The sequence below is a fragment of the Streptomyces sp. NPDC050703 genome (assembly GCF_040654435.1).
GTDB lineage: Bacteria > Actinomycetota > Actinomycetes > Streptomycetales > Streptomycetaceae > Streptomyces.
On the sequence record NZ_JBFAHX010000034.1, the window covers coordinates 50,525 to 77,130 of the forward strand.

Below are 26,606 nucleotides of genomic sequence, written 5' to 3' on the forward strand. Positions count from 1 at the left end.
GCCACGATGCGTCCCAGCGGGTGTAGAAGGTGCCGAAGCACACTACAGCGGCCGGTGTTGGAGCCGGTCACCCAGACAGCAGGAGATGGCGAGAGCGCGGCCTTCGAGCGAGGTCGTGCGGAGACCGCGTACCCGTCGGCACCGGGACCGGGCAGGTTGCCGAAGCCGATGCGGCTGAAGGTGCCGATGACGGTTCAGGGGTGGGGATCAAGGGGGCCCATCCAGGAGACTGGTCGGTGAAGTCGGCACCGGCGCCAAGGGGGGGCAGACGGGTGGGGCTGAGTTATCAGGACGCTGTCCGGCTGCTCGGGGGGCGCGAGGACGCCACCGTCGCCGCGCTCGACCGGCTGACCGGAGGGCTGCTGCTCGCATCGACGGCCACCGGGGCCGGGTTCGCCGCCGGCCTGTTCGACGTCAGGGGCGAGCTGTCCCGGGTCGGCGCCGGCCTCGTGCACGGCCTCGGCACACGGGCGCGCGGTCTTTCCCGCTTCGAGCGCGGCGAACGGCTGGCGGCCGCCCATGCCGTGGTGGTGCTCTCCGCGTACTTCGAGGTGCTGGCCGAGGCCGAACTCATGGACACCCTCGGCGGCCTGCGGTTGAGCCGCGCCGAACAGGCGACGCTGGCCACGGGAGAGCGGCCCGACTCCCGGCGCCTGCATGCCCTGGCCGACACCCTGCTGCGGTCGGACGTGCCGATACCCTCGCCCCACCGGTCGTACGAGGAGACCCTCACGACGCTCGGTGGCTTCTACCGGCGGCTGTCGGGCGAGGTCACCCGCTTCGTGGCCGGGCTCGCCCTGTGGGAGGGGCTGGACGACACCCGCAGGCACCGCTTGGAACAGGTGCTGTCCGACGGTCTGCCGGGCCGGGCCTGCACCCGGTACGAGGAGCTGTTCCGGCAGCTCGCCCTGGATTTCCCGGAAGTCGCCTTCTGGGCGAACCTGGTCGACCATCAGGCTACGCGGACCCAGCTCCGGTCGCTGCGGGCCGGCCTCGACGAGCTGGGCCGGGCGCTCTCCGAGCTCGCCGCGCACCGGACCCCCGACCCCTGGCTCGCCGGGCTGGCCCGCGCCCACGCCGCGGTCCTCGACCGGCCCATCCTCACCTCGCGGGACGTCCTGGACGGGCTGAGCCTCCCCGCGCTCGCCGCGGCGTACGTGAGCCCGGACTTCCGGGTGGCCGAAGTCGGCCCCGCCGACCGGTTCGCCGAGGAGGCGTGGTGGGCCGAACAGCGGGTCCGTGAGGATCTCGACCACTTCCTGCTCGGCCACCTCACCTCGCCGCGGGCCACCCGTGCCCCGCTGGTCGTCCTTGGCCAGCCGGGGTCGGGCAAGTCCGTCTTCACCCACGTCCTCGCGGCACGACTGCCGCCCGCGGACTTCCTCGTCGTACGCGTGGAACTGCGCGACGCGGCAGCCGAGGCGGATCTGCAGACGCAGATCGAGCAGGCCGTGCGGTCGGCCACCGGAGAGGCCGTGACCTGGCCCGAGCTGGTGCGGCGCGCGGCGGGGGCGCTGCCGGTCGTCCTGCTCGACGGTTTCGACGAACTGCTCCAGGCGACGGGCGCCGGCCAGAGCGACTACCTGCAGAAGGCCGGCGACTTCCAGCGGCGCGAGGCGGCCCAGGGGAGACCCGCCGTGGTCGTCGTCACCAGCCGCACCGCGGTCGCCGACCGGGCCCGGCCCGCGGAGGACATGCTCGCCCTGCGCCTGGAACCGTTCAGTGACGCCCAGGTCACCTGGTGGCTGCGGATGTGGAACGCCACCAACGCCGGCGGCTTCACCGCCCGCGGTCTGCGCCCGCTGGAGCCCGAAGTGGCCCTGCGGTACCGAGCTCTGGCGTCCCAACCGCTGCTGCTGCTGATGCTCGCGCTCTACGACGCCGACGGCAACGCGCTGCAACTGCGCGACACGTCGCTGAGGGAGGGAGAGCTCTACGAACAACTCCTCACCAGCTTCGCCGCCCGAGAGGTCCGCAAGGCCGCCGCGGGCCTGGCCGAGGAAGAGCTCGACGCCGCGGTGGAACGGCAGCTCGCCCAGCTGTCGCTCGTCGCCTTCGCCATGTTCAACCGCGGGCGGCAGTGGATCGGCGTGCCCGAACTCGACGCGGACCTCTCCGCGCTCACCCCGGACCCCCACCGGGCCCGCGCCGCACCCGGTCTGCGCGCCGCACTGAGTTCGGCGGACATCCTGCTCGGCCGGTTCTACTTCGTCCACGAGTCGCGTGCGAACCGCGACGGCATGCGCCTGCGCACCTATGAATTCCTGCACGCCACCTTCGGGGAATACCTGGTCGCCCGGCTCGTCACGCAGGAACTGGACGAGCTGGCTGCCGCGTGGAGCTCCCCGGCGCGCCGCACCCGGCCCGCACTGATCGACGACGCGTTCCTGCACGCCCTGCTCTCCTTCATGCCCCTGACCACCCGCAGCACCACGGTCTCCTTCGCCTGCGAACGGCTGCGCGCTCTGCCGGAGCCGCGCCGCCACGGCGTGCGCGAGGTGCTGCTCGACCTGTTCCGGCACGCCGGGCAGGCACGGCACGACACCCGGTACGGCGACTACGTGCCGAGCAGGCTCCCGGTGACCTCCGGTCCCGCCAGATATTCCGTGAACCTGCTGGTGCTCGCCGTCGCGACGGCGGGAGAACTCACCGGCCGCGAACTGTTCCCGCAGGAGCACGACGTCATACCGGCGTGGCGGGCCGCCGCACTGCTGTGGCGTTCCCAATGCCATGAAGAGGCGTGGGAAGGGCTGGTCGCCACGCTGGCGCTCGAACGCCTCTGGGACGGTGGCCGACGGGAGATCAGACTGTCGCTGCGGTCCGACTCGGAGCCTGCTCCCAGGCCGCTGGACGCGCACTGGACCTACGACCTCGACGCGGACAACCATTTCCGGCAGGGCGCGCGGCAGGAGGGCGGCTGGTTCTCCTGGATCTCGCACCAGAACGCGTGGCTGCGGGTGCAGTCCCACTTCTTGTGCGATGTGCTCGACGACGTCTTCGCCCATGGCCTCGAACCGCTGGCGGGGCCGTGGGACACGGCCGTCACCACCTTCTTCGACGACGGGGACAAGCCGCCCGTCTCGGCGGTCCACGCGATGATCACCCTGTGGCTCCGCGTCGACCAGGAGTGCACCGAACGCGAGCTGACCGCGGCCTTCGACACCTGCCTGCAGACGGCCCTCAACAGCTTCGCCCCCAACGACCACGAGACCCGGCGACGCTTCCGCCTGATGTTCCTGCGGCGCCTCGCGGCGGACTGGCCGCGCCTGGAACCGGAGTGGGTGCAGCGGGCGATGAGGGCCATCCACGACGGCGGCAACGACGTGACGGTCGACGACGGCTCGCTGTTCCGCGAGGTTGCCGACGCGGTCCTCCCCGATGCCCTGAAGCGGGCACACTGGCCGGACGAGGGGACGGGCCGGGAGCGAGACCGGCCGTGAGGACGGCGACTCGCGGTGACAACGACGCCCATTGCGCCCACCGCATGTGCAGCACGACAACGCCGGGGCCAGGACGTGGCGCAAGCGCCTGCGTCCAGTCACTCGTCACTGTCCCGACCACCATGTCGAACGCACGCCAAGGGCGGTACCGATGGCCACCCGGCAGGCACTCGGGGGAACACCCGCGGACACGGCTCGCGCTCCGAAGACCACGGAGACAGCCGCCACGGCCACGGCACACCGCCACGACGCTACTCCAGGAAGTCCGAGCAGACGTAGGGGCCGAGGCGGCCGCCGGCCTCGCCCCGTACCGTCACCCGCACGTCGTCCGGACGCGTGCGCCCGTCCTCGTCGAGCACGGAACGCGCCCGCGCCAGGCTGCACACCAGCTGCCCGGCCAGGTTGCGGTCCGCGACGGACGCGGGGTCGAGGACGGTGTCCGGCACGCGCACCGCCAGCTCGTCCCCCGCACCCGTGACGTCGTAGGGACCGTTTGTGATGAGGGTGGTGAGGCCGGTCCGCCGTTCGCCCTCCGTCGGTCCCGTCATCAACAGCTTGATGACGGAAGCCGGTTCGGTGATCTTCGGCGTCGGCCGGGAGACACCCTCAAGCCGCCCCGTCTCGGAGACGAAGTAGATCCGCAGGCCCTTGGTGAGGCCACTCGCCGCCTCCCCGCCGTCCACCACGCCGGTGGACCGCACCCCGCAGCCCGCGGCCAGGAGCGAGAGGCCGAGCGCGGCGCAACACAACGGTGCCCGTGTCCTGCTCACGCCTCAACCTCCGCTTCCCGCCGCCATGGAAGCCGCAACGTGAACACCGCGCCTCCGTCCGCCCTGTTCGCCACCTCGATCGTGCCTCCGTGCAGTCGGGCGTTCTCCAGGGCGATGGCCGTGCCGAGGCCGCTGCCTTCCGAGCGGGTGCGGGCGGTGTCCGCCTTGTAGAAGCGGTCGAAGACGTGGGGGAGTACGTCGGGGGCGAGCCCCGGCCCCCGGTCCGCGACCTCCACGGTCAGCAGGCCGCCCGCGGCCACGACCGTGACCGTCACCGGCTCCGCGCCGTGCCGCAGCGCATTGCCCACCAGGTTGGCGACGGCCACGTCGACCCGCCGGGCGTCGAGCACCGCCCGCACACCGTCGGGCAGCCGTGTCCGCACTCGGCCGCTCCAGCCGCGCAGGGCGAGTGTGCCGCGCACCGTGTCGGCGACATCGACCTCGGAGGGACTGAGGCGCGCGGCACCGGAGTCGAAGCGGGACATCTCCATGAGGTCGTCGACCAGGCGGGCGAGCCGTGCCGTCTCCGTGCCGACCGTGCGGGCCGCCCGCGCCGCGTCGGGCGGCAGCCGCCCGGCGTCCTCATCGAGCACGGTGGCGACCATCGTCATGGCGGCCAGCGGCGTACGCAGCTCGTGCGAGACGTCGGCGACGAACCGCCGCGCCCGCTCCTCCTGTTCCCGCAGTTCCGCGACGGACGTCTGCAGCGCTTCGGCGGTCCGGTTGAAGTCCCGCGCGAACTCGGCGAGTTCATCCCTGCCCTTGGGCACCGCCACCCGCGACCCCAGGTCACCGGCTGCGTGCCGGCGTGTGGCGCGGCCCAGTTCGCGCACCGGCCGCAGCACGGTCCGTGCGGCGAGGAGCGCGAGGGCGACGGCGAGCAGCACCACCGGTACGAGACCGTCCCGCACGGCGGCCAGGATCGCCGCGGTGTCCTCCTGCTCGGCCCGCAGCGAGGTGACCGCGTACACGTCGAGCCCGGACGGCGGCCCGTCGGCGAAGGTCACGGGTGTGCCGACCACGAGGTACGGGCTGTCGTTGCGCAGCACGCGCTGGAAGCTCATCCGGTTCCGCGTCCGCACGGCCTCGCGCAGCGAGCGGGTGATCCGTGTGCGGTCGGCGGAGGCGTCGGACGAGGCCGACAGGGAACGGTACTCGGCGACGACGAGCGTGTCCCCGAGCCCCTCGGCGACACTGGTGGCGAAGCGCTGGAGCGACACCTCGTCGGGCGGCACCGACAGGTCCGCCGCGACCTGCCCGACCCGGTTCCCGAAATCCGTCCGGACGGCGTCCTGTCTGCGCTCCAGGACGGCGTTACGGGACTCGCGGTAGGCGAGCCCGGTCGCGGTGATCGCGCTGACCAGCGCGATCAGCACGAACGCGACGACGAGCCGGACCCGGAGCCCGCCACGCCGTCCGCCTCGAAGCCCGCCACGAAGGCCGCCGCGAAGCCACGCACGCGGACCCCGGCCGGACGACGGCCGCCGACCGGGTGACGGCCGCCGACCCGGGGACCGGCGCTGACCCGGGGACCGGCGCCGACCGAGTGAGGGCCGTCTCATACCGGCCCGAACCGGTAGCCGAACCCCCGCACGGTCTGCACGTACACCGGCTTGGCGGGTACGTCCTCGATCTTCGCCCGCAGCCGTCCGACCGCCGCGTCGACCAGCCGGGAGTCGCCGAGGAAGTCGTGCTCCCACACCGACCGCAGGAGCTGCTCGCGGCTGAAGACCTGCCCCGGGGAGGCGGAGAGTTCGAGCAGGACCCGCAGTTCGGTGGGCGGCAGGGCGACGACCGTGCCGCGCTTGGTCACGGTGAGCCCCGCCCGGTCGATGACGAGACCGGCGTACGCGTCCTCGCCGGGCCTGCGGCGCACCGGTTCGGCCCGTCGCAGGGCCGCCCGTATCCGGGCCTCCAGGACGGGTGCGGTCACCGGCTTCACCACGTAGTCGTCGGCGCCCGCCTCCAGACCGCGCACGATGTCGCCGTCCTCGCCGAGGGCGGTCAGCATGATGAGGGGGATGGCCGACCCGTCGGCGCGGATGCGCCGGCAGACCTCGACGCCGTCGATGCCGGGCAGCATCACGTCGAGCACGGCGAGTTCGATGCCGGCGCCCGCGGGTCCGGCGAGCAGCGCGAGGGCGTCCTCGCCGCGGGCGGCGGTGTCCACCGCGTAACCGTGGCGGCGCAGCACGAGTTCCATTCCGTCGCGCACGGAGGCGTCATCCTCGACCAGCAGGATGTGGGGCATGGGGGGCATGGGGGGCATGGCGACGATTATGCCGAGGGACTGACGGCGAAGAGCCCGGTGAGAGGGGTGGGGCGGACGTTCCCCGCGCATTGTTACGTTCTCATCATCTGGCCATGGACCGGCCACCACATACGGGCCGCACGGTGCTCCCATGACTGCTCACACCCCACCCCGAGCCCTGCGGTTCACCGCCCTGGCCGCCGTGCCGCTGCTGGCCCTCGCCGTCGGCTGCGGAGGTGACGACGGCGGCGTACAGGCGTCGAAGGAGGTCGCGTCCGCCCCGGCCGCCGGCCCCACGGCGGACCCGACGGCGGACGGGCCGGCGACGGCGGGCCGGAAGGACACCACCGCCTTCTTCGACGCGCAGATGAAGTACGTGCGCTGCATGCGCACCAAGGGCGGGATCGAGGACTTCCCCGATCCGCGGCTCAGCGGCTACCTGGACTGGGCGAAGATCGACGCCCTCACCGACCCGAACGGCTCCGGCGAGGAGCAGAAGGGCGGCAAGGGCGGCGTCTGCAACCACGAGATGTCCGAGGCGATGAAGAGGGAGCCGAAGCGCGACGCCCAGAAGGACTACGAGTCGATGCTCGCCCACGCCCAGTGCATGCGCGAGAACGGCGCGTCGAAGTTCGGCAACCCCACGATGTCCGGCGGCAACGTCGTCCCCGGCGGCGAGACCAACCCCGTGAACCCGACGATGGACCGGCGGTCACCCGCGTACAAGAAGGCCCGCGAGGCGTGCGAGGGCAAGCTGCTCGAAGGTCTGGACGGTATGCAGTGATACGACGCCGTACCGGATGGCTGGCAGCGGTGGCCCTCGCCGGCACCGCCGCGGGAGCCGTCGTGATCACCAGGGGCGGCGACGACGCCCGGGCGGGCGGCCCGCCGGCGCCGCCCGCCACCGCCACCGTCACGCGCACCGACCTGGTCCGCTCCGAGACGGTCGACGGCAAGCTCGACTTCGCGAACCGTCGCGAGGTGACGTCACCGGTGGCGGGCACGGTCACCGTCGCCGCCCGGGAGGGCGCCGCGGTGGGGCGCGGCCAGGCGCTGTACGAGCTGGACGACAAGCCGGTCACACTCCTCTACGGCCCGGTCCCCGCGTTCCGCGAGATGCGGCCGGGCAGCCGGGGCAGTGACGTGCTCCAGCTCGAACGGAACCTGGTGGCACTCGGGTTCGCGGACGGCATCTACGTGGACCCGCGCTACGACAGGGCGACCGAAGCCGCGGTCAAGCGCTGGCAGAAGTCCCTCAACCGCACCCCGACGGGCCGCGTCGGCAGGGGAGAGGTGATCTTCCAGCCCGACCGGGTCAAGGTCGTCACGGCGGACGCCGACCTCGCCGACCAGGTCGCCCCCGGCGACCCGGTCCTCACCGTCGCCTCGACGCGACCGGTGGTGCGTGCCCGCCTCGAACCGGACGACGCGTCCCTCACCGCGCGGGGCACGAAAGTGGAGGTGACGCTCCCCAGCGGCAGGAAGGAGCCGGGCAGGGTCACCGGCACCGTGCGCCCGGACGACCCGGAAGAATCCGAGGCCGCGGAGGACGGGATCACGGTAGAGGTGACACTGTCCGGCGGCAGGTCGGCGGGGGCGGAAGAGGACCCCAGGGCCACGGCGAGCGTGCGCTTCGTCAGTGAGTCCCGCGAGAACGTCCTGACGGTCCCCGTGGAGGCGGTGGTCGCCCTGCGCGGCGCGAACGGCGGCTACGGCCTGCAACTGGTCGAGGGCGGCGGCACCCGGATGGTCTCCGTACGGACCGGCATGACGGCCGACGGAAGGATCGAGGTGAGCGGCCCGGGCATCGCGGAGGGCACGAAGGTCGGTGCGGCGGCACCATGACCTCCACCGGACACACCCCCGTGGTCGAACTGCGGCAGGTCACCAAGGAGTACGCGGGTGACGTACGCGCCCTGCGCGGGGTGACCCTCACGATCCACGCCCGGGAACTGCTGGCCCTGGTCGGTCCGTCGGGCTCGGGCAAGTCGACGATGCTGAACGTCATCGGCACGCTGGACAGACCCACCTCCGGCACCGTCCGCGTGGCGGGCCACGACGTGAGCGCCCTGAGCGACAGCCGCCTCTCCGCGCTGCGCGCCCGGCACATCGGCTTCGTCTTCCAGCACTTCCACCTCGCGCCGGGCCGCGACGCCGTGGACAACGTCGCCGACGGCCTGCTGTACGCGGGCGTTCCCCGCGCGGAGCGCCGCGCCCGCGCCCGCGAGGCCCTGCACCGTGTCGGTCTGGGCCACCGGCTGACCCACCGCCCGGGCGGACTCTCGGGCGGTGAGAAGCAACGCGTGGCGATCGCCCGCGCCCTGGTCGGCGAGCCGTCCCTGCTCCTCGCGGATGAGCCGACGGGCGCCCTGGACACGGCGTCCGGCGCCATGGTCATGGAGCTGCTGCACGAGCTGAACGCGGCGGGAACCACGATCTGCGTGATCACCCACGACAACGACACCGCCGCGTCCCTGCCCCGCAGGGTCCGGCTCAAGGACGGCGAGGTGGTGGCGGACACCGGCAGCCGACGGGGAGCCGCTGCCGGCGTCCGGCACGGAGGGGAGGCATCATGACGAACGCACCCCGCCTCTCGCCCGGCGACGTCCTGCGGCTAGGGGCGGTCGGCCTCCAAGCCCGCCGGGCCCGCGTGGTCCTCTCCGCCCTGGGCATCGCCATCGGCATCGCCACGATGGTCGCGGTGGTCGGCCTCTCCCAGTCCAGCAGGGCGGACGTGATGGCACGGCTCGACAGCCTCGGCACCAACCTGCTCACCGCGGAGGCGGGCAAGAACGCGACGGGCCAGGAGGTACGGCTGCCCAAGTCGGCGGTGGCGATGGTGGAGCGCGTCGGCCCCGTCCAGCACGCCACGGCCACCGGCAACGTGGACGCCCGGGTCCGCCGCAGCGACGTGGTCCCCGATGAACGCACGGCGGGCGTGACGACCCAGGCGGCGCGTCCCGACCTCCTGCGCGCGCTGAACGCCCGGACGGCGAAGGGCAGATGGCTGGACGGGGCGAACGAGCGGCTGCCCGTCACCGTGCTCGGCCAGGTGGCGGCGGAACGCCTGGGCGTGACGGAGCCCGGCGAGAAGATCATGATGAACGAGGAGCACGTCGTCGTGATCGGCATCCTGGAGCCCGTGGAACTGGTCCCCACCTTGGACCGCGTGGCGATGGTGGGATTCCCGGCGGCGGAAAGGTACTTCGCCTTCGACGGTCACCCCTCCACGGTCTTCGAGCGCTCACCCGACGACACGGTCGAGGACGTACGAGAGGTCCTCGCGCGCACGGTCAACCCCGGTGACCCCGGCTCGGTGAAGGTCTCCCGCCCCTCCGACGCGCTGGCCGCGAAGGCGGCGACCGACGAAGGCCTGACCTCCCTGATGCTGGGCCTGGGCGCGGTGGCGCTCCTGGTCGGCGGTGTGGGCGTCGCCAACACCATGGTCATCTCGGTCCTGGAACGCCGCGCGGAGATCGGCCTGCGCCGCGCCCTGGGCGCCACGCGGAACGCGATCCGCCTCCAGTTCCTGACGGAGTCCCTCCTCCTGTCCGCTCTCGGCGGCGCCGCGGGCGCACTCCTGGGCGCGGCGGCCACATACGCCTTCGCGCTCAGCCGGCACTGGACCCCGGTGGTCCCCGCGTGGTCCCTGACCGCGGGCTTCGCGGCCACCCTCGTCACGGGGGTGACGGCGGGCCTGTATCCCGCGCTCCGGGCGGCCCGGCTCCATCCGACGGTGGCACTGAGTGCTCAGTGAGGCCGAGGCGCTGCTCCCCGCATGGGGCCTTCCGAGGAAGAAGGCCCCTGATCCGGCAGCTCATCGACACCTGCCCCGACTGGCTCCAGGCGATCCGGGCCGAACCCCGGAGAGCATGGTGCGATGCCTCCGGCCGGGCCGTGTCAGGCGACCTTGGGGCCGCAGCGCATCCCGATGTACACGCACCCGGTGCCGTCCCGCAGCGTGGAGAAGATGACGGGCATGTAGTCCTCGCTGAACGCCGCGCCCACCCCTCTGCCGGCGAAGACCGTCTCCGTCACCGGCACCAGATCGATCCGCAGGGGCTCGGAGAAGTCCTTCATGCCGTCGACGAACTCGTACCGCCCGCGAGGTGCATCAGCGCGAGCCGCGCCAGGTCCCCGGCCAGGCGATGACCCGCCCGTAGGGGCCGGCCGAACGCGGCATCAGGTCCCAGGAGGGCGCCGGGTCAGAATCCTGGCCCGGCTCGCCCAGGTGGCTCATCGCCGCGCGGAACCGCAGCGCCTCCTCGGGCAGCGTCACCGCGTGATCGAGACCCAGCGGGTCCAGGAGCATGTCCTTCAGCGCCTCGTCCCAGACCTTGCCGGTCAGCACCTCGATGACGCGGCCGAGGACGTTGTACCCGATGCTGCTGTACGAGAGCGCCTCGCCGGGCGGGCAGTCCAGTGCCACACCCTGCGCGGCCTCGACGTACCTGGCGAGGCAGTCGTCGCCGCGCCCGCTGTCGTACGTGAAGTCACAGGTGAGGCCGCTCGTGTGGCTCAGCAGCCGGCGGATGGTGATCGCCCCGGTCAGCTCGGGGTCGGCGACGGAGAACTCCGGCAGTACGTCCACGACCGGTGCGTCCAGGTCCAGCCGGCCCGCGTCGGCGAGCTGCATGATCAGCGTCGCGGTGTAGACCTTGGCGATCGAGCCCATCTGGAAGACGGAGTCGGTCGTCGCCCTCACGCCCGTTCCGCGGTGGAGCACGCCGCCGACCAGTTCATGGACGTCCCCGTCGACGAGGATCACCCCGAACGCCATGAGGATCTCGTCCGGACTGCTCGCGCAGTTCGAGGTGGCGGGCTTCCCCGCGGACGAGAGGGACCAGGCCGTGGGGACGCTCATGGCGTACGTCATCGGGATCGCGACCTCCGAGGCCGCGTACCTCTCGCAGATCGTCCGCAGCGGCAAGACCGAGCAGGAGTGGGTGGCAGGCCTGCGGTCGGCCCTCGACGAGGCCTCGCGGGAACACCCACGGGTGCGCGAGGGAAGCTCCGCCCGACAGGACGTACCCCCGCAGCAGATCCGCGACGACGACTTCGCGTACGGACTCGCCCGCGTCCTCGACGGCTTGGCGGCCCGGCTCGCCGACTGACGCGCAACCGGCCCCGGCGGGCCCCATCCGCCGGCCACGCCCCGCTGGCTCCGCGAGGGCTTTGCGCAGGGCGGCCATGGCGTAGGAGGCGCAACTCCCGACGGTGCCGGGGTGGGATGCCGAGGTGTTCGGCGGCTTGAGCCATGCTGCATTCCAGGTAGGACATGAGCTGGCTGACGGTGCGCTGCCGCTCGTTGAGTTCTCCCAGTGCTTCGAGGACCCCGTGGGAGGTGAGGGTGGTCTCCCAGCCTCCCCAGACGGCGTCCGGCTCCTTGACGGGAACCTGCTCCAGGGGTCGGCAGCGGCGGGCCCGGTGGTGGTCGACGACCAGGTTCCTGACCACGGTGAACAGCCACGGCCGGACATCTTCGCGGCGCGCGCCCAGGTACCGGGCGTGCTTCCAGACGCGGGCCGTACCGGCACGGGCGCCGGCCCACCACCGGCTACGACCTCCATGGGCACCGGCGAAGTCGGCCACTACCTGGGTACTCACTCGGAAGCCACCATCGCCTCCGGGGTCCACCCGTTGTGCTGCGCCATGCATGCCCGCGCTTGACCTTGCAGTTGCTGTAAGGCCGAACATGGCGACATGTTGTCGATCAGCGATTTCAGTGAGATGTGCGGTCTGCCGCCGCAGACGTTGCGGTACTACCACGGCGCGGGTCTGCTCGTGCCGGCCGATGTCGATGAGCAGACCGGTTACCGCTCCTACACGCTCGAGCAGGTCGAGCAGGCCATGCTGATCACTGTCCTGCGCGGCACGGGCATGAGCGTGAAGCTCGTCCGCCGGGCTCTCGACGAGCCGGACAACGCCCTCGCCCTGGTGCAGAGGCACCGGACGGACCTGCGAAAGGAGCGGCAGGCCCAGGACGAGGCGATCAGCAACGCGTGCGAGTTCTTCACCTCGCCTCCGGCCACGAGGCTGCGCCACGCGGCCGAGAGAACCGTGGTGTCGAAGCCGGTGCCAGGCCCGCCGGCCGGGCGTGAACGCCATGACTGGGATGCGGCCCATGCCGCCGTCACCGCCACTGCGCGGGACGTGGTCAGGACCGTGGAGTCGCGCGGATGCGTGGTGTCGGGCCCGCCATGGCAGACCTTGGCTGCCGAGACCCCGGAGCAGAAAGAACAGTTCCTCACCGGCGAGGGGCCGCACTGGCTGGTGAAGGTCCCCGTCACGGCGGACGACGAAGCGCTCGCCACTCTGCCCGACGACGTCGAGGTGCAGGTCTTCGAGGCCAGGGAAGAACTGTCGATCTTCATCCCGGGCAGGAGCTCCATGGCCAAGTACGGCACCGCGCTGTCACGGCTGTTCACGCACCCCCTCGACGCCGCCTACGTCGACGTCACCCGCATGCGCCACGTGCTGCACGACGATGGCGTCGAAACCTCCGCGGCGATCCGCAGACTCGACGGGTCAGGCGCGGACCAGTGACCCGTGCGAGCCGCGCGTACTCGCTGAGGCGGTCGCCACCCTGGCCGGGGACGCCTGACCCGGGGCGAGATGAAACGCGGTGACGACCGCGTGGGGGCGGTGACGGGCCCGGGCGCCGCGCTCGCCCTCAACGCCAGGGGCCGGCTCGTCCCGCAGGGAGCGCCCTGCCGCGGGGCTGGTGTCTCAACTCGCCGTGTCGAGAGCGTCGTAGACGTGCCGGCGTGGAGGTCTTCCATGGTGAGGGGCTGCTGCCAGGCCGAAAGCCCCGAGGTGTGGGCCAGGACGTGCCGCACCTCGATGTCCTCCTTGCCCTGAGCCGCGAACTCCGGCCAGTAGCCCGCGACCGGGCGGCAGAGGTGCAGGGCTGCTGTTCGCAGTAGGAGATCCAGCTCTTCTGGGTGCGGTCCGCCTTGCCACCAGCTGCCGCCACGCGGGACTCAGTTGCCGCCGACGCCCGGTCGGCCGCGGAAGCGTCCATCTCCCGGCTCCGAGCAGCCCAGGCGAGGTGGAAGGCGCTCCGTCGGCGGCCTCTACGTCGTCGGTAGCGTTGGAGGCGTCCCGCAGCATGGCGGCACCACGGGACGAGGAGGTGTACGCGCGGGCGCTGTCGGCCAGCTCGCACGCTTCGGTGGTCTCGGCCCGGTCGCGGTTCATCGTACGGCGCGTATACGGACGGCCGGCAGCGACAGACGGTCGGGCACTTCTCATGCCACCTTGATGACGACCTTGCCCGAGGTGTGACCGTTCTCGACGGTGGCGAGGGCGGCCGGGGCGTCGGAGAGCGAATGGACCGCGGTGATCACGGGTGCGAGGAGTCCGTCGAGGGCCAGCCGGGCCGACCGCTCCAGGTTCTCGCGGTCGACGCGGCGCTCGACGAAACGCCCACCGAGTTCGGGCACAGACATGTCACCCACAGCGATGATGTTGTGGGGATTCCGGGCCAGCGGAGCGACCGTCCGCAGCGAGGTGCCTCCGGCCAGGTCGACGATCCCGTCGAAGCCGTCCGGAACCAGCTCGCGTGCCGCGGCGGCGACGTCCTCGACGGTGTAGTCGATGAACCGCACCCCGATCGCCTCGGCGTGCTCGCGCTTGGTGGTGCTCCCGGTGCCGATCACGCGCAGCTCGCGCCCGACAGCCAGCCGGGCGACGGCGAGGCCGACCCCGCCCCCGACCCCGTTGACCAGGATCGTGGCACCGGCCGGGAGGCCGAGCTGGTCGAGCACGTCCACCGCGGTCGTCCCGGCCACTGGCAGCGTTGCCGCCACGGTTGAGGACAGACCCGCCGGGATGCGCGCGGTGTTCGGCGCGGACAGCACCGTCGTCTCGGCGTAGGTGCCACCACCGGTGAGTGCGAAGCCGAAGACCGCGTCACCCACTCGGAGCCCGTCGACGTCCTCGCCCCGGGCGAGAACGGTTCCGGCCGCCTCCATGCCCAGCACGCGGGGAAACGGACGCCCGCCGTCGAGCCCGTCGACCAGACCCGAGCGGAGAAGGTGGTCGAGCGGATTCACGCCGGCGACGTCGACCCGGATCAGCACCTCGTCACGACCGGGGACGGGATCGGGACGATCGAAGAACTGCTGCACCTCAGGCCCGCCGTACCTGCTGAAACCCCACGCCTGCCCCATCTTCCGCCGCCTCTCGTACGACCGGCCCGGTGATTCCGGGCGCAGTCGCCATCCTCATCCCTGACATTGGTGTGAGGGGCAACCGACTGAGACGCAGATCACAGCCTCAGGCGGACTGCGCCACCGGTTCCGGGGCGGCGGACAGCTCTTCCCGGTGTCGGCTGTTGGCCCTGATCAGCACGTCGAGTGCGTCCCGGGCCTCGATCAGGTGCGCGATGTCGGCGTCGACCCGGTCGCGCTCGCGCATCATCGCCGTGAACGTCTCCTCGGCGACACCCAGGTCACCCGGGACGTCCACACACGGCAGCACAGTCGCGATCACCCTGCCGGACATACCCGCGTCGAACAACTGCCGGATGAGTGACACGCGCTGGACCGCGGCATCGGAGTAGTGACGCTGCCCCGCGTCGGAGCGTGAGCTGGTCAGCAGACCCTGCTCTGCGTCTGCGGGCGCTTGAGTCCGCCCGGAAGCCGCCCCCGAGTTCAGCGTGTTGAGCTGAGCGGTTCCAGAAGCACTGCCATCGCTGCCCCATGCCTCCGCCAAGCCGGACGCACCCGCGCGGCTGCAATGACTGCGGCACCCCTCTTGCATGTTCTATGACAGATACCATAAGTTACCGGCAGGTAGCCCATCCGTTCGCGGAGGCCAACGTCGTCATCGGGAGGTGCTGGGCAGGTGAGCCCACGCAGGAGTGAAAGCCGTGACCGGATGATCCTCAGCGCCGCCGCGCTGCTGCGCGAGTACGGGGCGAGCGCGACCAGCATCGACCGGGTCCTGGCCCACAGCGGAGCCCCACGGGGCTCGGTGTATCACCACTTCCCCGGCGGACGGGCGCAGCTCATCGACGAGGCGGTGGCGTTGGCGGGGGACTTCATCGCGGGCCTGATCGATGCCGCCGTGCAGGCGGACGATCCGGTGGAGGCTGTCGACGCGTTCTTCGTGCTGTGGCGCGACCGACTTGAGGAGAGCGGGTTCAGGGCCGGTTGCCCGATCGTGGCGGTGGCCGTCGAGACCAACGACGACGCACCTCAGCTCGCCCGTTCCGCCGCCGCCGTCTTCGCTCGCTGGCAGGAGGCCCTCGCAGGACTCCTCGTACGGCACGGCCTGACCGAGGAGCGCAGCCGCCGGCTCGGCGCCTTCATTATCGCCGCGGTCGAAGGCGCGGTGATCATGTGCCGGGCCGAGCAGAGCACCGCCCCGATCGAGGCAGCCGCCGCCGAGATCCACGACCTGCTCCTCCACGCCCTGCGCGACCGCCCGGACACCGGACCCGGGCCCCGGCCCCGGCCCAAGGCATAGCTCGCAGACCTTGCCCCACGTCAGACCAGTATCGAAGGAGTCGCCATGCCCTCGCTCGACCGCCACGACAACGTCTTCGTCCTCGACCTCGGAGACGGAGAGAACCGCTTCCACCCCGACTGGCTCACCGCCGTCGGCGCGGCGCTCGACGAGGTGGAGAAGGCGGAGGGGCCCCGCGCCCTGGTCACCGCCGCCACGGGAAAGTTCTACTCCAACGGGCTCGACCTGGAGTGGCTGTTCGCCCACGCCGACCAGCACCAGGATTACGTCGTCTCCGTCCACGAACTGTTCGCGCGGATGCTGTCGCTGCCGGTCGTCACGGTGGCCGCGCTGCAGGGGCACGCCTTCGCCGCCGGCGCCATGTTCTCCCTCGCCCACGACTTCCGCGTCATGCGCGCCGACCGCGGCTACTGGTGCCTGCCCGAAGCCGACATCAACATCCCCTTCACCCCCGGCATGGCCGCCCTCATCCAGTCCCGGCTGGCCCCGCAGACCGCGCACACGGCCATGCTCACCGCCCACCGCTACGGCGGCACCGACGCCGCGGCCGCCGGCATCGTCGACCAGGCCGTCGCCGAGGACGCCGTGCGCTCCACCGCGATCGCGATCGCCCAGGCGCAGGTGAACAAGGCCGGCGACACCCTGGGCACCATCAAGACCCGCATGTACGCCCCGGCCCTGGCCACCCTGCGCGACACCACCGACCCGCTCGGCTGACCAGTACTTCCCCGCACCCGCACCCCCGGGCGCATTTCTCCGGGCACGAGGGCCGCCCCAACTGCCTACCGCATGAGGAGACAGGACTGATGACCGCCACCACCGAGACCTGGCACAAGAGCGCCTGCATCCTGTGCGAGAACAACTGCGGCATCCAGATCCAGACCGACGGCCGCCGCTTCGCCAAGATCCGCGGCGACAAGGACCATGTCGCCACCGCCGGCTACACCTGCAACAAGGCCCTGCGCCTGGACCACTACCAGAACGGCGGCGCCCGCCTCACCACCCCCCTGCGCCGGGAGCGGGACGGCAGCTTCACCCCCATCGACTGGGACACCGCCGTCCGGGAGATCGCCGCCCGGCTGAAGACCGTGCGCGACACCCACGGCGGGGAATCGATCTTCTTCTACGGCGGCGGCGGACAGGGCAACCACCTCGGCGGCGCCTACAGCGGCGCCCTGCTGCGTGCCCTCGGCGCCCGCTACCGCTCCAACCCCCTCGCCCAGGAGAAGACCGGTGAGGGCTTCGTCGATGCCCACCTCACCGGCGGCCACACCACCGGCGACTTCACCCGCGCCGAGGTCTCGCTCTTCCTCGGCAAGAACCCCTGGCAGTCCCACGGTGTCCCGCGCGCCCGCACCGTGCTCAAGGACATCGCCAAGGACCCCGCCCGCACGATGATCGTCGTCGACCCGGTCCGCACCGAGACGGCCGACCTCGCCGACATCCACCTCCAGGTCAGACCAGGCACCGACGCCTGGTGCCTGGTCGGCCTCCTCGGCGTCCTGGTCCAGGAAGACCTCCTCGACCACGCCTTCCTCGCCGCCCGCACCACCGGCGCCGACGCCGTCATCACCGAGCTCAAGACGGTGGACGTCGCCCGTTGCGCGCGGACCTGCGGCGTGGACGAGGACCTGCTGCGCCGGGCGGCCCGCGTCATCGGCAACGCCTCCAGCGTCTCGACGTATGAGGACCTGGGCGTGCAGCAAGGTCCCAACAGCACGCTGGTGTCCTACCTCAACAAGCTGACCTGGCTGCTGACCGGGAACTTCGCCAAGCCAGGCGCCATGCAGCCGCACTCATGGATCGCCCCGCTGGCCCGCTACTCCACCAGCCCGCGCCGCACCCCTGTCACCGGCGCGCGGATGCCCGGCGGCCTGGTTCCCTGCAACGTCATCGCCGAGGAGATCCTCACCGAGCATCCCGACCGGTTCCGGGCGATGGTCATCGAGTCGTCCAACCCCGCGCACTCCTTGGCCGACTCCGCCGCCTTCGCCGAAGCCCTCGCCGCGCTCGACCTGGTCGTCGTCATCGACGTCGCCCTGACCGAGACCGGCCGCCAGGCCGACTACGTCCTCCCCGCCGCCTCCCAGTTCGAGAAGTGGGAGGCGACGTTCTTCACCTTCGAGTTCCCCCACAACACCTTCCACCTGCGCGCCCCGGTCCTGACCCCGCTGCCCGGCACCCTGCCCGAACCCGAGATCTACGCCCGCCTCGTCCGTGAACTGGATGCCGTCCCCCGCGGCAGGCTCACAGCGCTGCGCGCGGCGGCCCGCCTGGGCCGCACCCCGTACAAGCTCGCCTTTGCCGCCCTGGCCGTCCTCGACAAGTCCACCGTCGCCATGGCCCCGCACCTGCTGTACGAGACCCTCGGCCCCACCCTCCCCGACGGGGCCCGCCCCGCCGCCGTGCTGTGGGCGCTCGCGCAGCGCATCGCCAAGGAGTACCCGGCCGCGATGCGCCGGGCCGGACACCGAAGCGCCGACGCCCTGTTCGACGCGATGCTGGAGGGCCGGTCCGGGATCACGTTCACCGAGGACGAGTACGCCGACGCCTGGACCTACGTCCCCCACCCCGGCCACCGCATCCCGCTGCCCATCCCCGAACTCCTCGGCCTCCTCGCCGACCTGGACACCACCCCGGCCGTCCACACCACCGAGGACTTCCCCATCGTCCTGGCCGCCGGCCAACGCCGGGCCTTCACCGCGAACACGATCTTCCGCGACAACACCTGGCGCAAGCGCGACGCCCAGGGCACCCTGCGCGTCAGCCCCCACGACGCCGAGCAGCTCGGCCTGACCGACGGCGCCCCCGCACAGATCACCACGAGCCGCGGCGCCGCTCGTGCACTCGTCGAGATCGACGACCGCCTGCAACCCGGCCACGCGGCCCTGCCCAACGGCTTCGGCCTCGACCTGCCCACCCAGGACGGCGGCACCGAACGCACCGGCGTCGCCCTGAACACCCTCACCGACCTCACCTGGCGCGACCCCATCGCCGGAACCCCCTGGCACAAGCACGTCCCCGCCCGCATCGAGCCTCTTCCCGCCTGACGAACACACCGCCTCCGCCGGCGGCGACACCACCAGCACCCGCAAGGAGAGACCAACCCGTGACCACCACCGACTTCGCCGCCATGACCGGCCTGGAACTGATGCGCTGGGTACAGACCGAACGCCCCACCGACATCCCCTCCATCGGCCGCCTGCTCGGCATGCGCTTCGACGAGGTCGACCACGGTCGCATCGTCATCTCCCTCGACACCCGCCCCGACTTCGCCAACCCCCTCGGCACCGTCCACGGCGGCATCGCCGCCACCCTCCTCGACTCCGCCATGGGCTGCGCCGTCCACACCACTCTCCCCGCCGGAACCGGCTACACCACCCTCGAACTCAAGGTCAACTACATCCGCGCCGCCCGCACCGACGGCCAGACCCTCACCGCTGAGGGCACCGTCATCCACGCAGGCCGCCGCACCGCCACCGCCGAAGGCAAGGTGCTCGACGACCAGGGCAAACTCATCGCCCACGCCACCACCACCTGCATGATCCTTTAGGCCGCTCCGGCAGCGGGCTGCCCGAGCGGCTGGCGCAGGACTTGGTTCGACAGGACCTCCGAGTGCGGCACGCTCTGTCCCTGCGGAGCACATGCATGAGGTTTTGCCTGGTTTGCGCCGCCTCATGCTCCTCACAACTAACAACCTTTCAGAACCAGGTCGTGAACCTGCGAGAGCTTCACTCCCGGGCACCTGGGCGAGGCGTCCACCCACAACCGGCCCGCCCCTTGTTCTCCGCCGACTTTCGTGCCCAGTACGCGCGGGCATCGCACACCACCGCGCGCATCCACCCACCGCCCGGCCCGATGCCGGCCGCCACGAGGTAAACCACGGCGGTAGGCAATCCCCACCCTCTGCTGTACGCCCCGTGAGAGCCGACTTGCTAGCGTTTTGGAACGCACGGGCCCATTCCCCGTTCCCGCCTGTTCCGCGCATTGACTGATCTTATGGCAATGCTCCGCTGCTGGTGTCGTGCGTTCACCAGAACGACCGCCCGAGGCCGATTGCCTGTCCAGCCACGGAGAGGCAAAGGAAAAGACTCCAATCATCAAAGGACACCGACCATGCAGTTGAAGACCCGCACTCCACTATCTGTCGCTGTCATGGCCCTCGGAGCAGGGCTCCTCGCCGCGCCCACCGCATCCGCCGGCCCGTCAACCACCGCTCAACCCACGCAGACGGCCCTGCCGGCCGCGGCCGCAGCACTGCCCATCTGCGAATACGGGATCAGCCAGCGCACGTCCGACGGACACATGGTCATGCCGGGCGGCGTCGGAACCAGCCAAACCCGCCGGTGCATCCTCAAGCAGGGGCATCGGACGCTGGGCGTTAGGGCGCTGCAAATCGGGCTGGTCCGCTGCTACAAGGCGAGGATCAGCATAGACATGGCCTTTGGCCCCGCGACCAAGAAGGCCCTGCGTGCGGCGCAACGGAAGGCGGGGGTCAACGACGACGGTATCTTCGGGCCGAACTCGAACTACGCCATGCGCTGGCCGGAGTACTACGGCAACGGAAACTTCACCGGCCGCTGCATACGCAACTGAATCAAGCAGCCCCGATCAGCAATGATCAGGAACCTCCCAAGCGACCACATAACGCTGCGCGGCAAGCCCCAGCCGGTCGACCCCCGACCTCCACCGGCCCGCACTGACCATCGCGGGGCCAGAGCCGCAACTACGAAACCCATCGATCAGGGATCTCACCGTCACGTGGCGAGCGCAGAGCGCGAAGCGCAGAACGCAAAGCGCAGACGCGACGTGTGGGCAGGGCCTGGCGGCCATACGGCACACCGTCCACGCCCGGACAGGCGGCCTGCAGCCCGGCCGAAGGCTCAAGCACGGCAGGCGAGAACGCGGCGAATGCACCGGCTTCCTCACGTCACAGCTTGCAAAGACCGTCATCAAAGATCGTCTGCCCCTGTTGTTTCATCCCCGCATGCGGCTCTGATGCGCCGGTGTTGGATCGCGCCGGGAGATAGGGTTCTCGCCGGTAAGGCGGCGGGCCATGAGGTCGGATGTCGATGTCGATGCCGAGGGTGGCGGTGTGGTCGATGAAGTGCTTGCCGTAGCCGCCGTCGACCCACACTCTGCGCGGGCTGTGGTGGTCGGCGGCGGCCTGCTCCAGGAGGGCGGCGCGGCCAGCCGAGGAGTCCTGGACGCCGGCGTCCAAGCCCGAGCACACCGGCAGCAGCAGATCACGGCCAAGAACGGTTCCCCTCACGAACCGTTCCTGTGAGGCCCAGGGGAACGAGACGGCGGGCGCCTCGACGCCGGAGGCCACCCGGGCGGGCGAGAAGTGGTCGGATCACAGCCAGTTGACCTCACTGACGGTGGGCGGCAAGTCCTACGCGGGCCAGTACGGTTCACCGATCAGAGCGAACCCGTCAAGCTTGCTGACACCTACCTCCACAACGGGCCGCTGGGGTTGTCGACCACCTCAACTGCCGGTGAGGCCACCGGCTTCAACCGTGAACCCGGGGGCACACTCAACTCCATGACCCGGCACGGGAAGACGTACTTCTACCTCACCGACGCGATCGGCTCCGTCATCGCGGTCACCGACGAGTCCGGCGCGATGGGCAACGACCACTCCTACAGCCCGAGCGGCGCCCCTGCGCGACGGCCAGCGAGAAGACCCCGCGACCCTACCGGTTCGCCGGCGGCTACCGGGACCCGACCGGGCTCTACCACTACGCGGCCCGCTACTACGACCCAACAGCGCCCGCTTCACCCAGCCAGACCCCTCCGGACAGGAACAGAACCCCTACCTCTACGCCGAAGTGACCCGGTGAACCGCATCGACCCGAGCCGGCTGATCACGGGCTCGATCGCGGGCGAAGCCTGCTTCGAGGTCTGCATCGGAGTGGTCGGCAGGACGGGCGGCAAGGAGGCCAAGCCCACGCTCAGTCTGGGATTACCCCGGGAGAGAGCGGAGGCCTGTCCGCCGATACCAGTGACATGAGAGGCGGCGGATCGGTCGGGGTCTCGAGCAGTACAGGTCCCGGCAGCGTCACCGCTTCGACGGGCGGCGAGAGCGTGAACGCCGGAGTAGAGACCGGCGGAAGCACCGGAAAGCGCTCGGCGACTGCTGAGTACCCCTCCTAGACGCACCATCTCCAGAGGCACGTCTTCTGGAGCAACACATTGCAGGGATCGAAAACGACGTCTGGCAGGAAACGAGATGAGGGTAGCGGTCGGAAGCCTCCTGGCAGTCTTCGACATCGCGTACGCCGCGGGACTGATCGGCTCTTGAGCGGGGCCGCCGTGGAGCGGCACCGCTGACGGAACAGAACAGGAAAGCCCGGCCGGAGAGCGCTCTGGCCGGACTCCATGAAGGAGCGGGAGACATGGACCACGAAACGGACTCGTCGGTCGAACTGGCCAAGATGTGGGCGTCGGGCAGCGGCGCGACGATATTCGTCATCCTCTTCGCCATCTTCGCGATCGTCCTCGTAGCGCTGCTGATGCGAAGCAGGAACCGGCGATGAGGACCGGATCCGCCGAGTTGGCGTACAAGGGGCTGGGCGGTGTTCCTCTCTGGCTGCTTGCGGTGATCGCCGTGGTGGGCCTCATCGCCTTCGGGATCACGCAGACCCGCAGGAGAAGATAGAGCCGCGGAACCGCCAGGTACTACCTCCCAGAGCGGCTCCACCGCAAGGCTCGTCCTGCCGGACAATGCGCGCGAGGAGCCCCGAGAGCTGGGTCCGCTCGGCGAGGGGCGATAGTGCTCTTGCGCGCCGGTCCTTGGCGCCCGGTGCGCGGGTCACGAGACCGTCGTTCTGGAGGTCGTTGGGGGATTGCGAGCATGTCCTCGCGGCCAATACTCAGACTGCGGCCCAGTTCGGCCTGCGATACGGGAGCCAGTTCGGAGGCGGCCGACAGGACGGCATGGTGCATGATCCGCATCATCTGCATCTCCCATAGACCTCCCGGCAGGGTCGAAAATCGGGCGGACAGCGGGGCATGGCAGGTGCGTGCTGGCCGTGCCGACCCATCTGAACGCGGGGGAGCGGAGCGCGGGGCGTGTGCTCGGGGCGTGAGTGAAACGTGAGTAGAACGTGGGCGGCGGAACTCAAGCTGGACCGTGCAACCCCCCGCTTTGGACAGGAGTCCCATGCCCGGCCCCACCTCCCGCGCCGGATCTCGCAGACGGTCCCGCCCGCTGGCACATCTGATGACGGTCTGTGTCGCGCTCGGCGCGGCACTGCTGACCCCGACCGCCGCTGAGGCGGCCGGGTCGACCAATGATGACGCCTACTACAACCTCGGCGCACCAGACCGGAACGAGTGGATGTGGGGCGTCGCGAGCAACACCAGGCTGTCGGACATGTCCATCCCGGGGACTCACGACACGCTGTCCATCCACGGTGGTAACTACGTGGAGACGCAGGAGAATTACGGGGACAGCGGGCAGACGCTCCGGGCGCAGTACGACCGCGGGATCCGCGCCATCGACATCCGGGTCCGCTCCATCGGTGGCAAGTTCACGATCCACCACGCGTCGTACTACCAGAAGGCCAACTTCGACGACGTCCTCAAGAAGACGCGGGACTTCCTCAAGGACAACCCGCACGAGACGATCGTCATGCGACTGAGGGCCGAGTGCCTTTACAAGGACGAAAAGGGCGCCCCGACCGACTGTAGGCACGAGCCGGAGAACGTGACTCAGGAACAGATCCGGTCGACCTTCGACACTTACGTGAAGGAGTACCCCGGCCTCTTCTACGACGCTTCGGTGAAGGGGAACGGCAAGGCGGGCATTCCCAGGCTGGGGGACGTGCGCGGCAAGCTGGTCCTGGCCAGCTTCGACAACGCGGGAGCCGGCGGATATGGCATCAAGGATTTCGACTCCAACATGGAGGACACCTGGAACGCGGCGGACCCCAACGTAAAGTGGGACTACGTCAAGAAGAACATCAACAAGGCGATGGACAGCCCTTCGCCCCATGACCTGTTCCTGACCTATACGTCCGCATCCACCGTTCCCCTGGGCTTCTCCCCGTACGAGTACGCCGGCGGCCGCGTGTACTCGAACAAGCCTCAGACGGGGGGCGTCAACCTCTGGCTGATGAAGCACCTCAACGACCGCAAGGCCGGCCGGCTCGGGTTCGTCATGATGGATTATCCCGGCTGGGGTCTGGTCAACGCGATCATCGACCACAACGCGGACAAGTTCGTCTCAGGCGGCAATCGGATGTTCTGGACGGTCAACAAGGACAAGACCTACGTCAACAGCCTGTACGGCCGCTGCATGGTGCGGGGCCCCGAGTTCGACGACTCCAAGTCAGGCGGTCTGGTCACCCAGCGCGAGTGTCAGTCGGACGCGCCCAGCAGCCACCAGTGGGAAGCCTCGCAGCCGAAGTCGTTCGACCACAAGGGCCACTTCTGGATCAAGGCGAGCAACGGCAAGTGCCTGACGGTCCCCTACAACAACGGCAACCCGCCCGGCTCCGGCACCCAGCTGTTCTGGTGGGACTGTGAGACCCGCTGGTTCTCCGGCAGCCAGATGTGGAACGTCGTCCCGACCAAGATCGCCACCCCTACCGGCTCCATGGACGGCTTCAAGTTCATCAACAACTGGACGGGCATGTGCCTGTCGATGGACCCGGCCACCGCCGACAAGTCGGGCGGCAAGGTTACCCAGGAGACCTGCCCGACCAAGTAACCCCGCCATGCTCCCGACACTACCGACATCCAGGCCGCCCCTCCTTCCCGGAGAGGTGGCCTGGGCGCGCTTACCTGGACTCTTTCTCACTCTCTTGTCGCCTGCGCCCCGCACGGGTGAGATACAGCGCACCGGCCGAGGCCAGTATCAGCAGACCACTGGCCACGCTCACCAGCGTCTCCAACATGCCCTCGAAGAGAAAGCTGTGGGAGACATTCAGAACCCACCGTCCACCGTCTACCGTCCACCGCTGGCGCGACGAGCTGATCGCCCTGCTCGCGGCCCTGCTCGCCGCGCAGGCGCCGCGACTGGACCGCGCACCGAAGAAGGTGACTAGGTCTGTCCGGCGGATCTTGTTCCGTCTCGGTCCTGGCGCGTTGGCATGCTCATGGGACGGGGAGATCTCGCGGGCGAGGAATGGGCCCGGCTGAAGTCGCATCTGCCGAAGTCCGGTCGGCGGGGCGGGCGTTGGGGCAGCCACCGCAGAATCATCAACGGAATCCTGTACCGGAACCGGACTGGGGTGCCGTGGCGGGATCTGCCTGCGAGTTTCGGCAAGTGGAAGACCGTCTACGAGCGACATCGGCGCTGGTCAGCGGATGGCACATCGGACAGGCTCTTCGCGGCCGTGCTGGCCGGTGCGGACGCGGAAGGCCGCATCGACTGGTCGATGGTGGGTGTGGACTCCACCTCCTGCCGGGCCCACCAGCACGCCGCCGGAGCACGCAAGAAGCCTCCGCGGCTGCCGGGATAAGAGGCGCGCCCCGGCAGCACCGTCCCGACGAGGGACTCGGACGCTCCCGGGGCGGTCTGACCTGCAAAATCCACCTCGCCGGTGAAGGAGGACGCCGCCCTCTGGCTCTGCTGATCACCCCGGGCCAGTGGGGTGACGCCCCGCAGCTCATCCTGGTCATGGGGCGTGCCCGTGTCGCCCGCCTGGACAGTGGGCGTCCCCGGACTCGGCCTGACCATCGGCGGTGACAAGGCGTACTCCTCCCGCCGCAACCGCCGCTACCTGCGACCACGCCAGATCAACACACGATCCCGATCCCCGAACCGAAGAACCAGCGGGCCAACCGCCGGCGCAGAGGCAACAGGGGCAGCCGGCCCGCCGCCTTCGACAGGACGAACTACAAGCGCAGGAACGAAGCTGAGCGAACGATCAACGCGCTGATGAACTCCCGGGCGGTGGCCATGAAATTCGACAAGCGCGCCTACATCTTCCACGGCACTGTCACCCTCACCTCGATCCGGCTTTGGCTACGCACCTGATCTGGCCGCGCCTGGCCGATCAATTCGGTAGAGGTAGTGGGCACGGTCGTCGATAGGGTTATCCGGCTCCAGATCGCCCTCAGCGACCCGGCGTAGTCCGGCCTTCTCCAGCACCCGCCAGGATGCTCGGTTGGCCGCCGGCACTGGCACCAGGACACATGACGCGTCGGGGTGGTCGTTCCAGGTCGCCTGGATGACCGATCGGATCATCTGTGGGCCGAGCCCTCGGCCGACCTGTTGTGGCTCACCGATCAGGTAGTCGATGGTCATTGCCCCGGAAGGCACCTCGACCAGAATGGCGAGCTCAGCCAGATACTCGGGGTAGTCAGACAGACGGCAACGCTGAACCAAGCCAATCGGGCTGTCGCCGAGGTGGACGAGAAGGTCCTCCGAAGGTTCCTCGCCCTTGGCAGCGGGGCCGAAGTCCCGTGACACCGCCGCGAGCGAGGTCTCATGGTTCCACCAACGGGCCACGTGCGGCTGCTCCAACCAGAACATCAGCAACGGAAAGTCGTGCTCAGCGAGCCGACGCCAGGTCATCATCGCGAAGTCTCCACAGCGGGACGTCGAGCAGGGGCCTAAAGCCTCACAGCCATCAGCCTGGACGACAAGATGCAGGCTCTGCGGTGCTGCAGGTGTTTCGCCGGCGCCTCCCTTCCGCGGAGTCCCGTCTCGCGAAGTGG

At 70.3% G+C, this 26,606-nt stretch carries 24 protein-coding genes and 3 pseudogenes; 16 read left to right on the forward strand and 11 right to left on the reverse strand.

Going from position 1 to position 26,606, the window contains the following annotated elements; all coding sequences use genetic code 11:
• Positions 1-272 precede the first annotated feature (272 nt).
• Positions 273-3,440 (forward strand): hypothetical protein, encoded by a 3,168-nt coding sequence (locus tag AB0I16_RS26930; protein WP_363252164.1) that lies wholly within the window; start codon positions 273-275, stop codon positions 3,438-3,440.
• Between the two features lie 251 nt (positions 3,441-3,691).
• Here the strand turns inward: AB0I16_RS26930 and AB0I16_RS26935 are convergent, their stop codons facing one another.
• The 3 genes from AB0I16_RS26935 to AB0I16_RS26945 all read right to left on the reverse strand — a co-directional run bounded on the left by AB0I16_RS26935 (position 3,692) and on the right by AB0I16_RS26945 (position 6,461).
• On the reverse strand, positions 3,692-4,210 hold the full coding sequence (locus AB0I16_RS26935; RefSeq protein ID WP_363252165.1) for a hypothetical protein: 519 nt from the start codon (positions 4,208-4,210) through the stop codon (positions 3,692-3,694).
• Positions 4,207-5,586, reverse strand: coding sequence for a HAMP domain-containing sensor histidine kinase (locus tag AB0I16_RS26940; protein ID WP_363252166.1), 1,380 nt, complete (start codon positions 5,584-5,586; stop codon positions 4,207-4,209). The genes AB0I16_RS26935 and AB0I16_RS26940 overlap by 4 nt, the downstream gene beginning before the upstream one ends.
• A gap of 182 nt (positions 5,587-5,768) precedes the next feature.
• Positions 5,769-6,461, reverse strand: coding sequence for a response regulator transcription factor (locus AB0I16_RS26945; protein ID WP_363252195.1), 693 nt, complete (start codon positions 6,459-6,461; stop codon positions 5,769-5,771).
• 151 nt (positions 6,462-6,612) lie between these two features.
• Between AB0I16_RS26945 and AB0I16_RS26950 the strand changes: the two genes are divergently transcribed.
• The 4 genes from AB0I16_RS26950 to AB0I16_RS26965 are packed head-to-tail and all read left to right on the forward strand — an operon-like array spanning position 6,613 to position 10,218.
• Positions 6,613-7,245, forward strand: a complete 633-nt coding sequence (locus tag AB0I16_RS26950) for a hypothetical protein (protein WP_363252167.1) — start codon at positions 6,613-6,615, stop codon at positions 7,243-7,245.
• On the forward strand, positions 7,245-8,306 hold the full coding sequence (locus tag AB0I16_RS26955) for a peptidoglycan-binding protein (protein ID WP_363252196.1): 1,062 nt from the start codon (positions 7,245-7,247) through the stop codon (positions 8,304-8,306). The genes AB0I16_RS26950 and AB0I16_RS26955 overlap by 1 nt, the downstream gene beginning before the upstream one ends.
• Positions 8,303-9,037, forward strand: coding sequence for an ABC transporter ATP-binding protein (locus tag AB0I16_RS26960; RefSeq protein WP_363252168.1), 735 nt, complete (start codon positions 8,303-8,305; stop codon positions 9,035-9,037). Before AB0I16_RS26955 ends, AB0I16_RS26960 begins: the two co-directional genes overlap by 4 nt.
• Positions 9,034-10,218, forward strand: a complete 1,185-nt coding sequence (locus AB0I16_RS26965; protein ID WP_363252169.1) for an ABC transporter permease — start codon at positions 9,034-9,036, stop codon at positions 10,216-10,218. Before AB0I16_RS26960 ends, AB0I16_RS26965 begins: the two co-directional genes overlap by 4 nt.
• A gap of 143 nt (positions 10,219-10,361) precedes the next feature.
• Here the strand turns inward: AB0I16_RS26965 and AB0I16_RS26970 are convergent, their stop codons facing one another.
• Positions 10,362-10,541 (reverse strand): hypothetical protein, encoded by a 180-nt coding sequence (locus AB0I16_RS26970; RefSeq protein WP_363252170.1) that lies wholly within the window; start codon positions 10,539-10,541, stop codon positions 10,362-10,364.
• 34 nt (positions 10,542-10,575) lie between these two features.
• Entirely contained in the window at positions 10,576-11,241 is a 666-nt protein-coding gene (locus AB0I16_RS26975; RefSeq protein ID WP_363252171.1) for a serine hydrolase domain-containing protein, read from the reverse strand.
• Here AB0I16_RS26975 and AB0I16_RS26980 point away from each other — a divergent pair.
• Positions 11,240-11,575 (forward strand): hypothetical protein, encoded by a 336-nt coding sequence (locus AB0I16_RS26980; protein ID WP_363252172.1) that lies wholly within the window; start codon positions 11,240-11,242, stop codon positions 11,573-11,575. The two genes, AB0I16_RS26975 and AB0I16_RS26980, sit on opposite strands and share 2 nt — an antisense overlap.
• Before the next feature lie 589 nt (positions 11,576-12,164).
• The gene (locus tag AB0I16_RS26985) at positions 12,165-13,007 is read left to right on the forward strand and encodes a MerR family transcriptional regulator (RefSeq protein WP_363252173.1); all 843 of its coding nucleotides are present in this window, start codon (positions 12,165-12,167) and stop codon (positions 13,005-13,007) included.
• On the opposite strand, the gene AB0I16_RS26990 is transcribed toward AB0I16_RS26985, so the two are convergent.
• The 4 genes and pseudogenes from AB0I16_RS26990 to AB0I16_RS27005 all read right to left on the reverse strand — a co-directional run.
• A complete protein-coding gene (locus AB0I16_RS26990; RefSeq protein WP_363252197.1) occupies positions 12,908-13,396 on the reverse strand; it encodes a serine hydrolase in 489 nt (162 codons plus the stop codon). The two genes, AB0I16_RS26985 and AB0I16_RS26990, sit on opposite strands and share 100 nt — an antisense overlap.
• Before the next feature lie 315 nt (positions 13,397-13,711).
• Positions 13,712-14,635, reverse strand: coding sequence for an NADP-dependent oxidoreductase (locus AB0I16_RS26995; protein ID WP_363252174.1), 924 nt, complete (start codon positions 14,633-14,635; stop codon positions 13,712-13,714).
• Positions 14,636-14,741: 106 nt separating this feature from the next.
• Positions 14,742-14,933, reverse strand: a complete 192-nt coding sequence (locus tag AB0I16_RS27000; RefSeq protein ID WP_363252199.1) for a hypothetical protein — start codon at positions 14,931-14,933, stop codon at positions 14,742-14,744.
• A gap of 15 nt (positions 14,934-14,948) precedes the next feature.
• A pseudogene (locus tag AB0I16_RS27005) lies at positions 14,949-15,227 on the reverse strand (MerR family transcriptional regulator); the annotation flags it as partial.
• A gap of 84 nt (positions 15,228-15,311) precedes the next feature.
• Here AB0I16_RS27005 and AB0I16_RS27010 point away from each other — a divergent pair.
• From AB0I16_RS27010 to AB0I16_RS27030, 5 genes are all read left to right on the forward strand, one after another.
• Entirely contained in the window at positions 15,312-15,935 is a 624-nt protein-coding gene (locus AB0I16_RS27010; protein ID WP_363252175.1) for a TetR/AcrR family transcriptional regulator, read from the forward strand.
• A gap of 45 nt (positions 15,936-15,980) precedes the next feature.
• Complete coding sequence (locus tag AB0I16_RS27015; RefSeq protein ID WP_363252176.1) at positions 15,981-16,652, forward strand: enoyl-CoA hydratase-related protein; 672 nt, start codon at positions 15,981-15,983, stop codon at positions 16,650-16,652.
• 89 nt (positions 16,653-16,741) lie between these two features.
• Positions 16,742-18,985, forward strand: coding sequence for a molybdopterin-dependent oxidoreductase (locus tag AB0I16_RS27020; protein ID WP_363252177.1), 2,244 nt, complete (start codon positions 16,742-16,744; stop codon positions 18,983-18,985).
• Positions 18,986-19,044: 59 nt separating this feature from the next.
• Complete coding sequence (locus tag AB0I16_RS27025; RefSeq protein WP_363252178.1) at positions 19,045-19,488, forward strand: PaaI family thioesterase; 444 nt, start codon at positions 19,045-19,047, stop codon at positions 19,486-19,488.
• Positions 19,489-20,051: 563 nt separating this feature from the next.
• Positions 20,052-20,531: a peptidoglycan-binding domain-containing protein gene (locus AB0I16_RS27030; protein ID WP_363252179.1), complete on the forward strand. Its 480-nt coding sequence runs from the start codon at positions 20,052-20,054 to the stop codon at positions 20,529-20,531.
• A 381-nt stretch (positions 20,532-20,912) separates the two neighbouring features.
• On the opposite strand, the pseudogene AB0I16_RS27035 reads toward AB0I16_RS27030, so the two are convergent.
• Positions 20,913-21,150 (reverse strand): annotated as a pseudogene (locus tag AB0I16_RS27035) (hypothetical protein); the annotation flags it as partial.
• A 1,183-nt stretch (positions 21,151-22,333) separates the two neighbouring features.
• Here AB0I16_RS27035 and AB0I16_RS27040 point away from each other — a divergent pair.
• The 4 genes and pseudogenes from AB0I16_RS27040 (at position 22,334) to AB0I16_RS27055 (ending at position 25,923) form a co-directional block, all read left to right on the forward strand.
• Entirely contained in the window at positions 22,334-22,474 is a 141-nt protein-coding gene (locus AB0I16_RS27040; protein WP_363252180.1) for a hypothetical protein, read from the forward strand.
• Positions 22,471-22,596: a hypothetical protein gene (locus AB0I16_RS27045; protein WP_363252181.1), complete on the forward strand. Its 126-nt coding sequence runs from the start codon at positions 22,471-22,473 to the stop codon at positions 22,594-22,596. The genes AB0I16_RS27040 and AB0I16_RS27045 overlap by 4 nt, the downstream gene beginning before the upstream one ends.
• Positions 22,597-23,160: 564 nt before the next feature.
• Complete coding sequence (locus AB0I16_RS27050; RefSeq protein ID WP_363252182.1) at positions 23,161-24,651, forward strand: phosphatidylinositol-specific phospholipase C domain-containing protein; 1,491 nt, start codon at positions 23,161-23,163, stop codon at positions 24,649-24,651.
• A gap of 388 nt (positions 24,652-25,039) precedes the next feature.
• Positions 25,040-25,923, forward strand: a pseudogene (locus AB0I16_RS27055) (IS5 family transposase).
• On the opposite strand, the gene AB0I16_RS27060 reads toward AB0I16_RS27055, so the two are convergent.
• On the reverse strand, positions 25,912-26,466 hold the full coding sequence (locus AB0I16_RS27060; RefSeq protein WP_363252183.1) for a GNAT family N-acetyltransferase: 555 nt from the start codon (positions 26,464-26,466) through the stop codon (positions 25,912-25,914). The pseudogene AB0I16_RS27055 and the gene AB0I16_RS27060 sit on opposite strands and share 12 nt — an antisense overlap.
• Positions 26,467-26,606 lie beyond the last annotated feature (140 nt).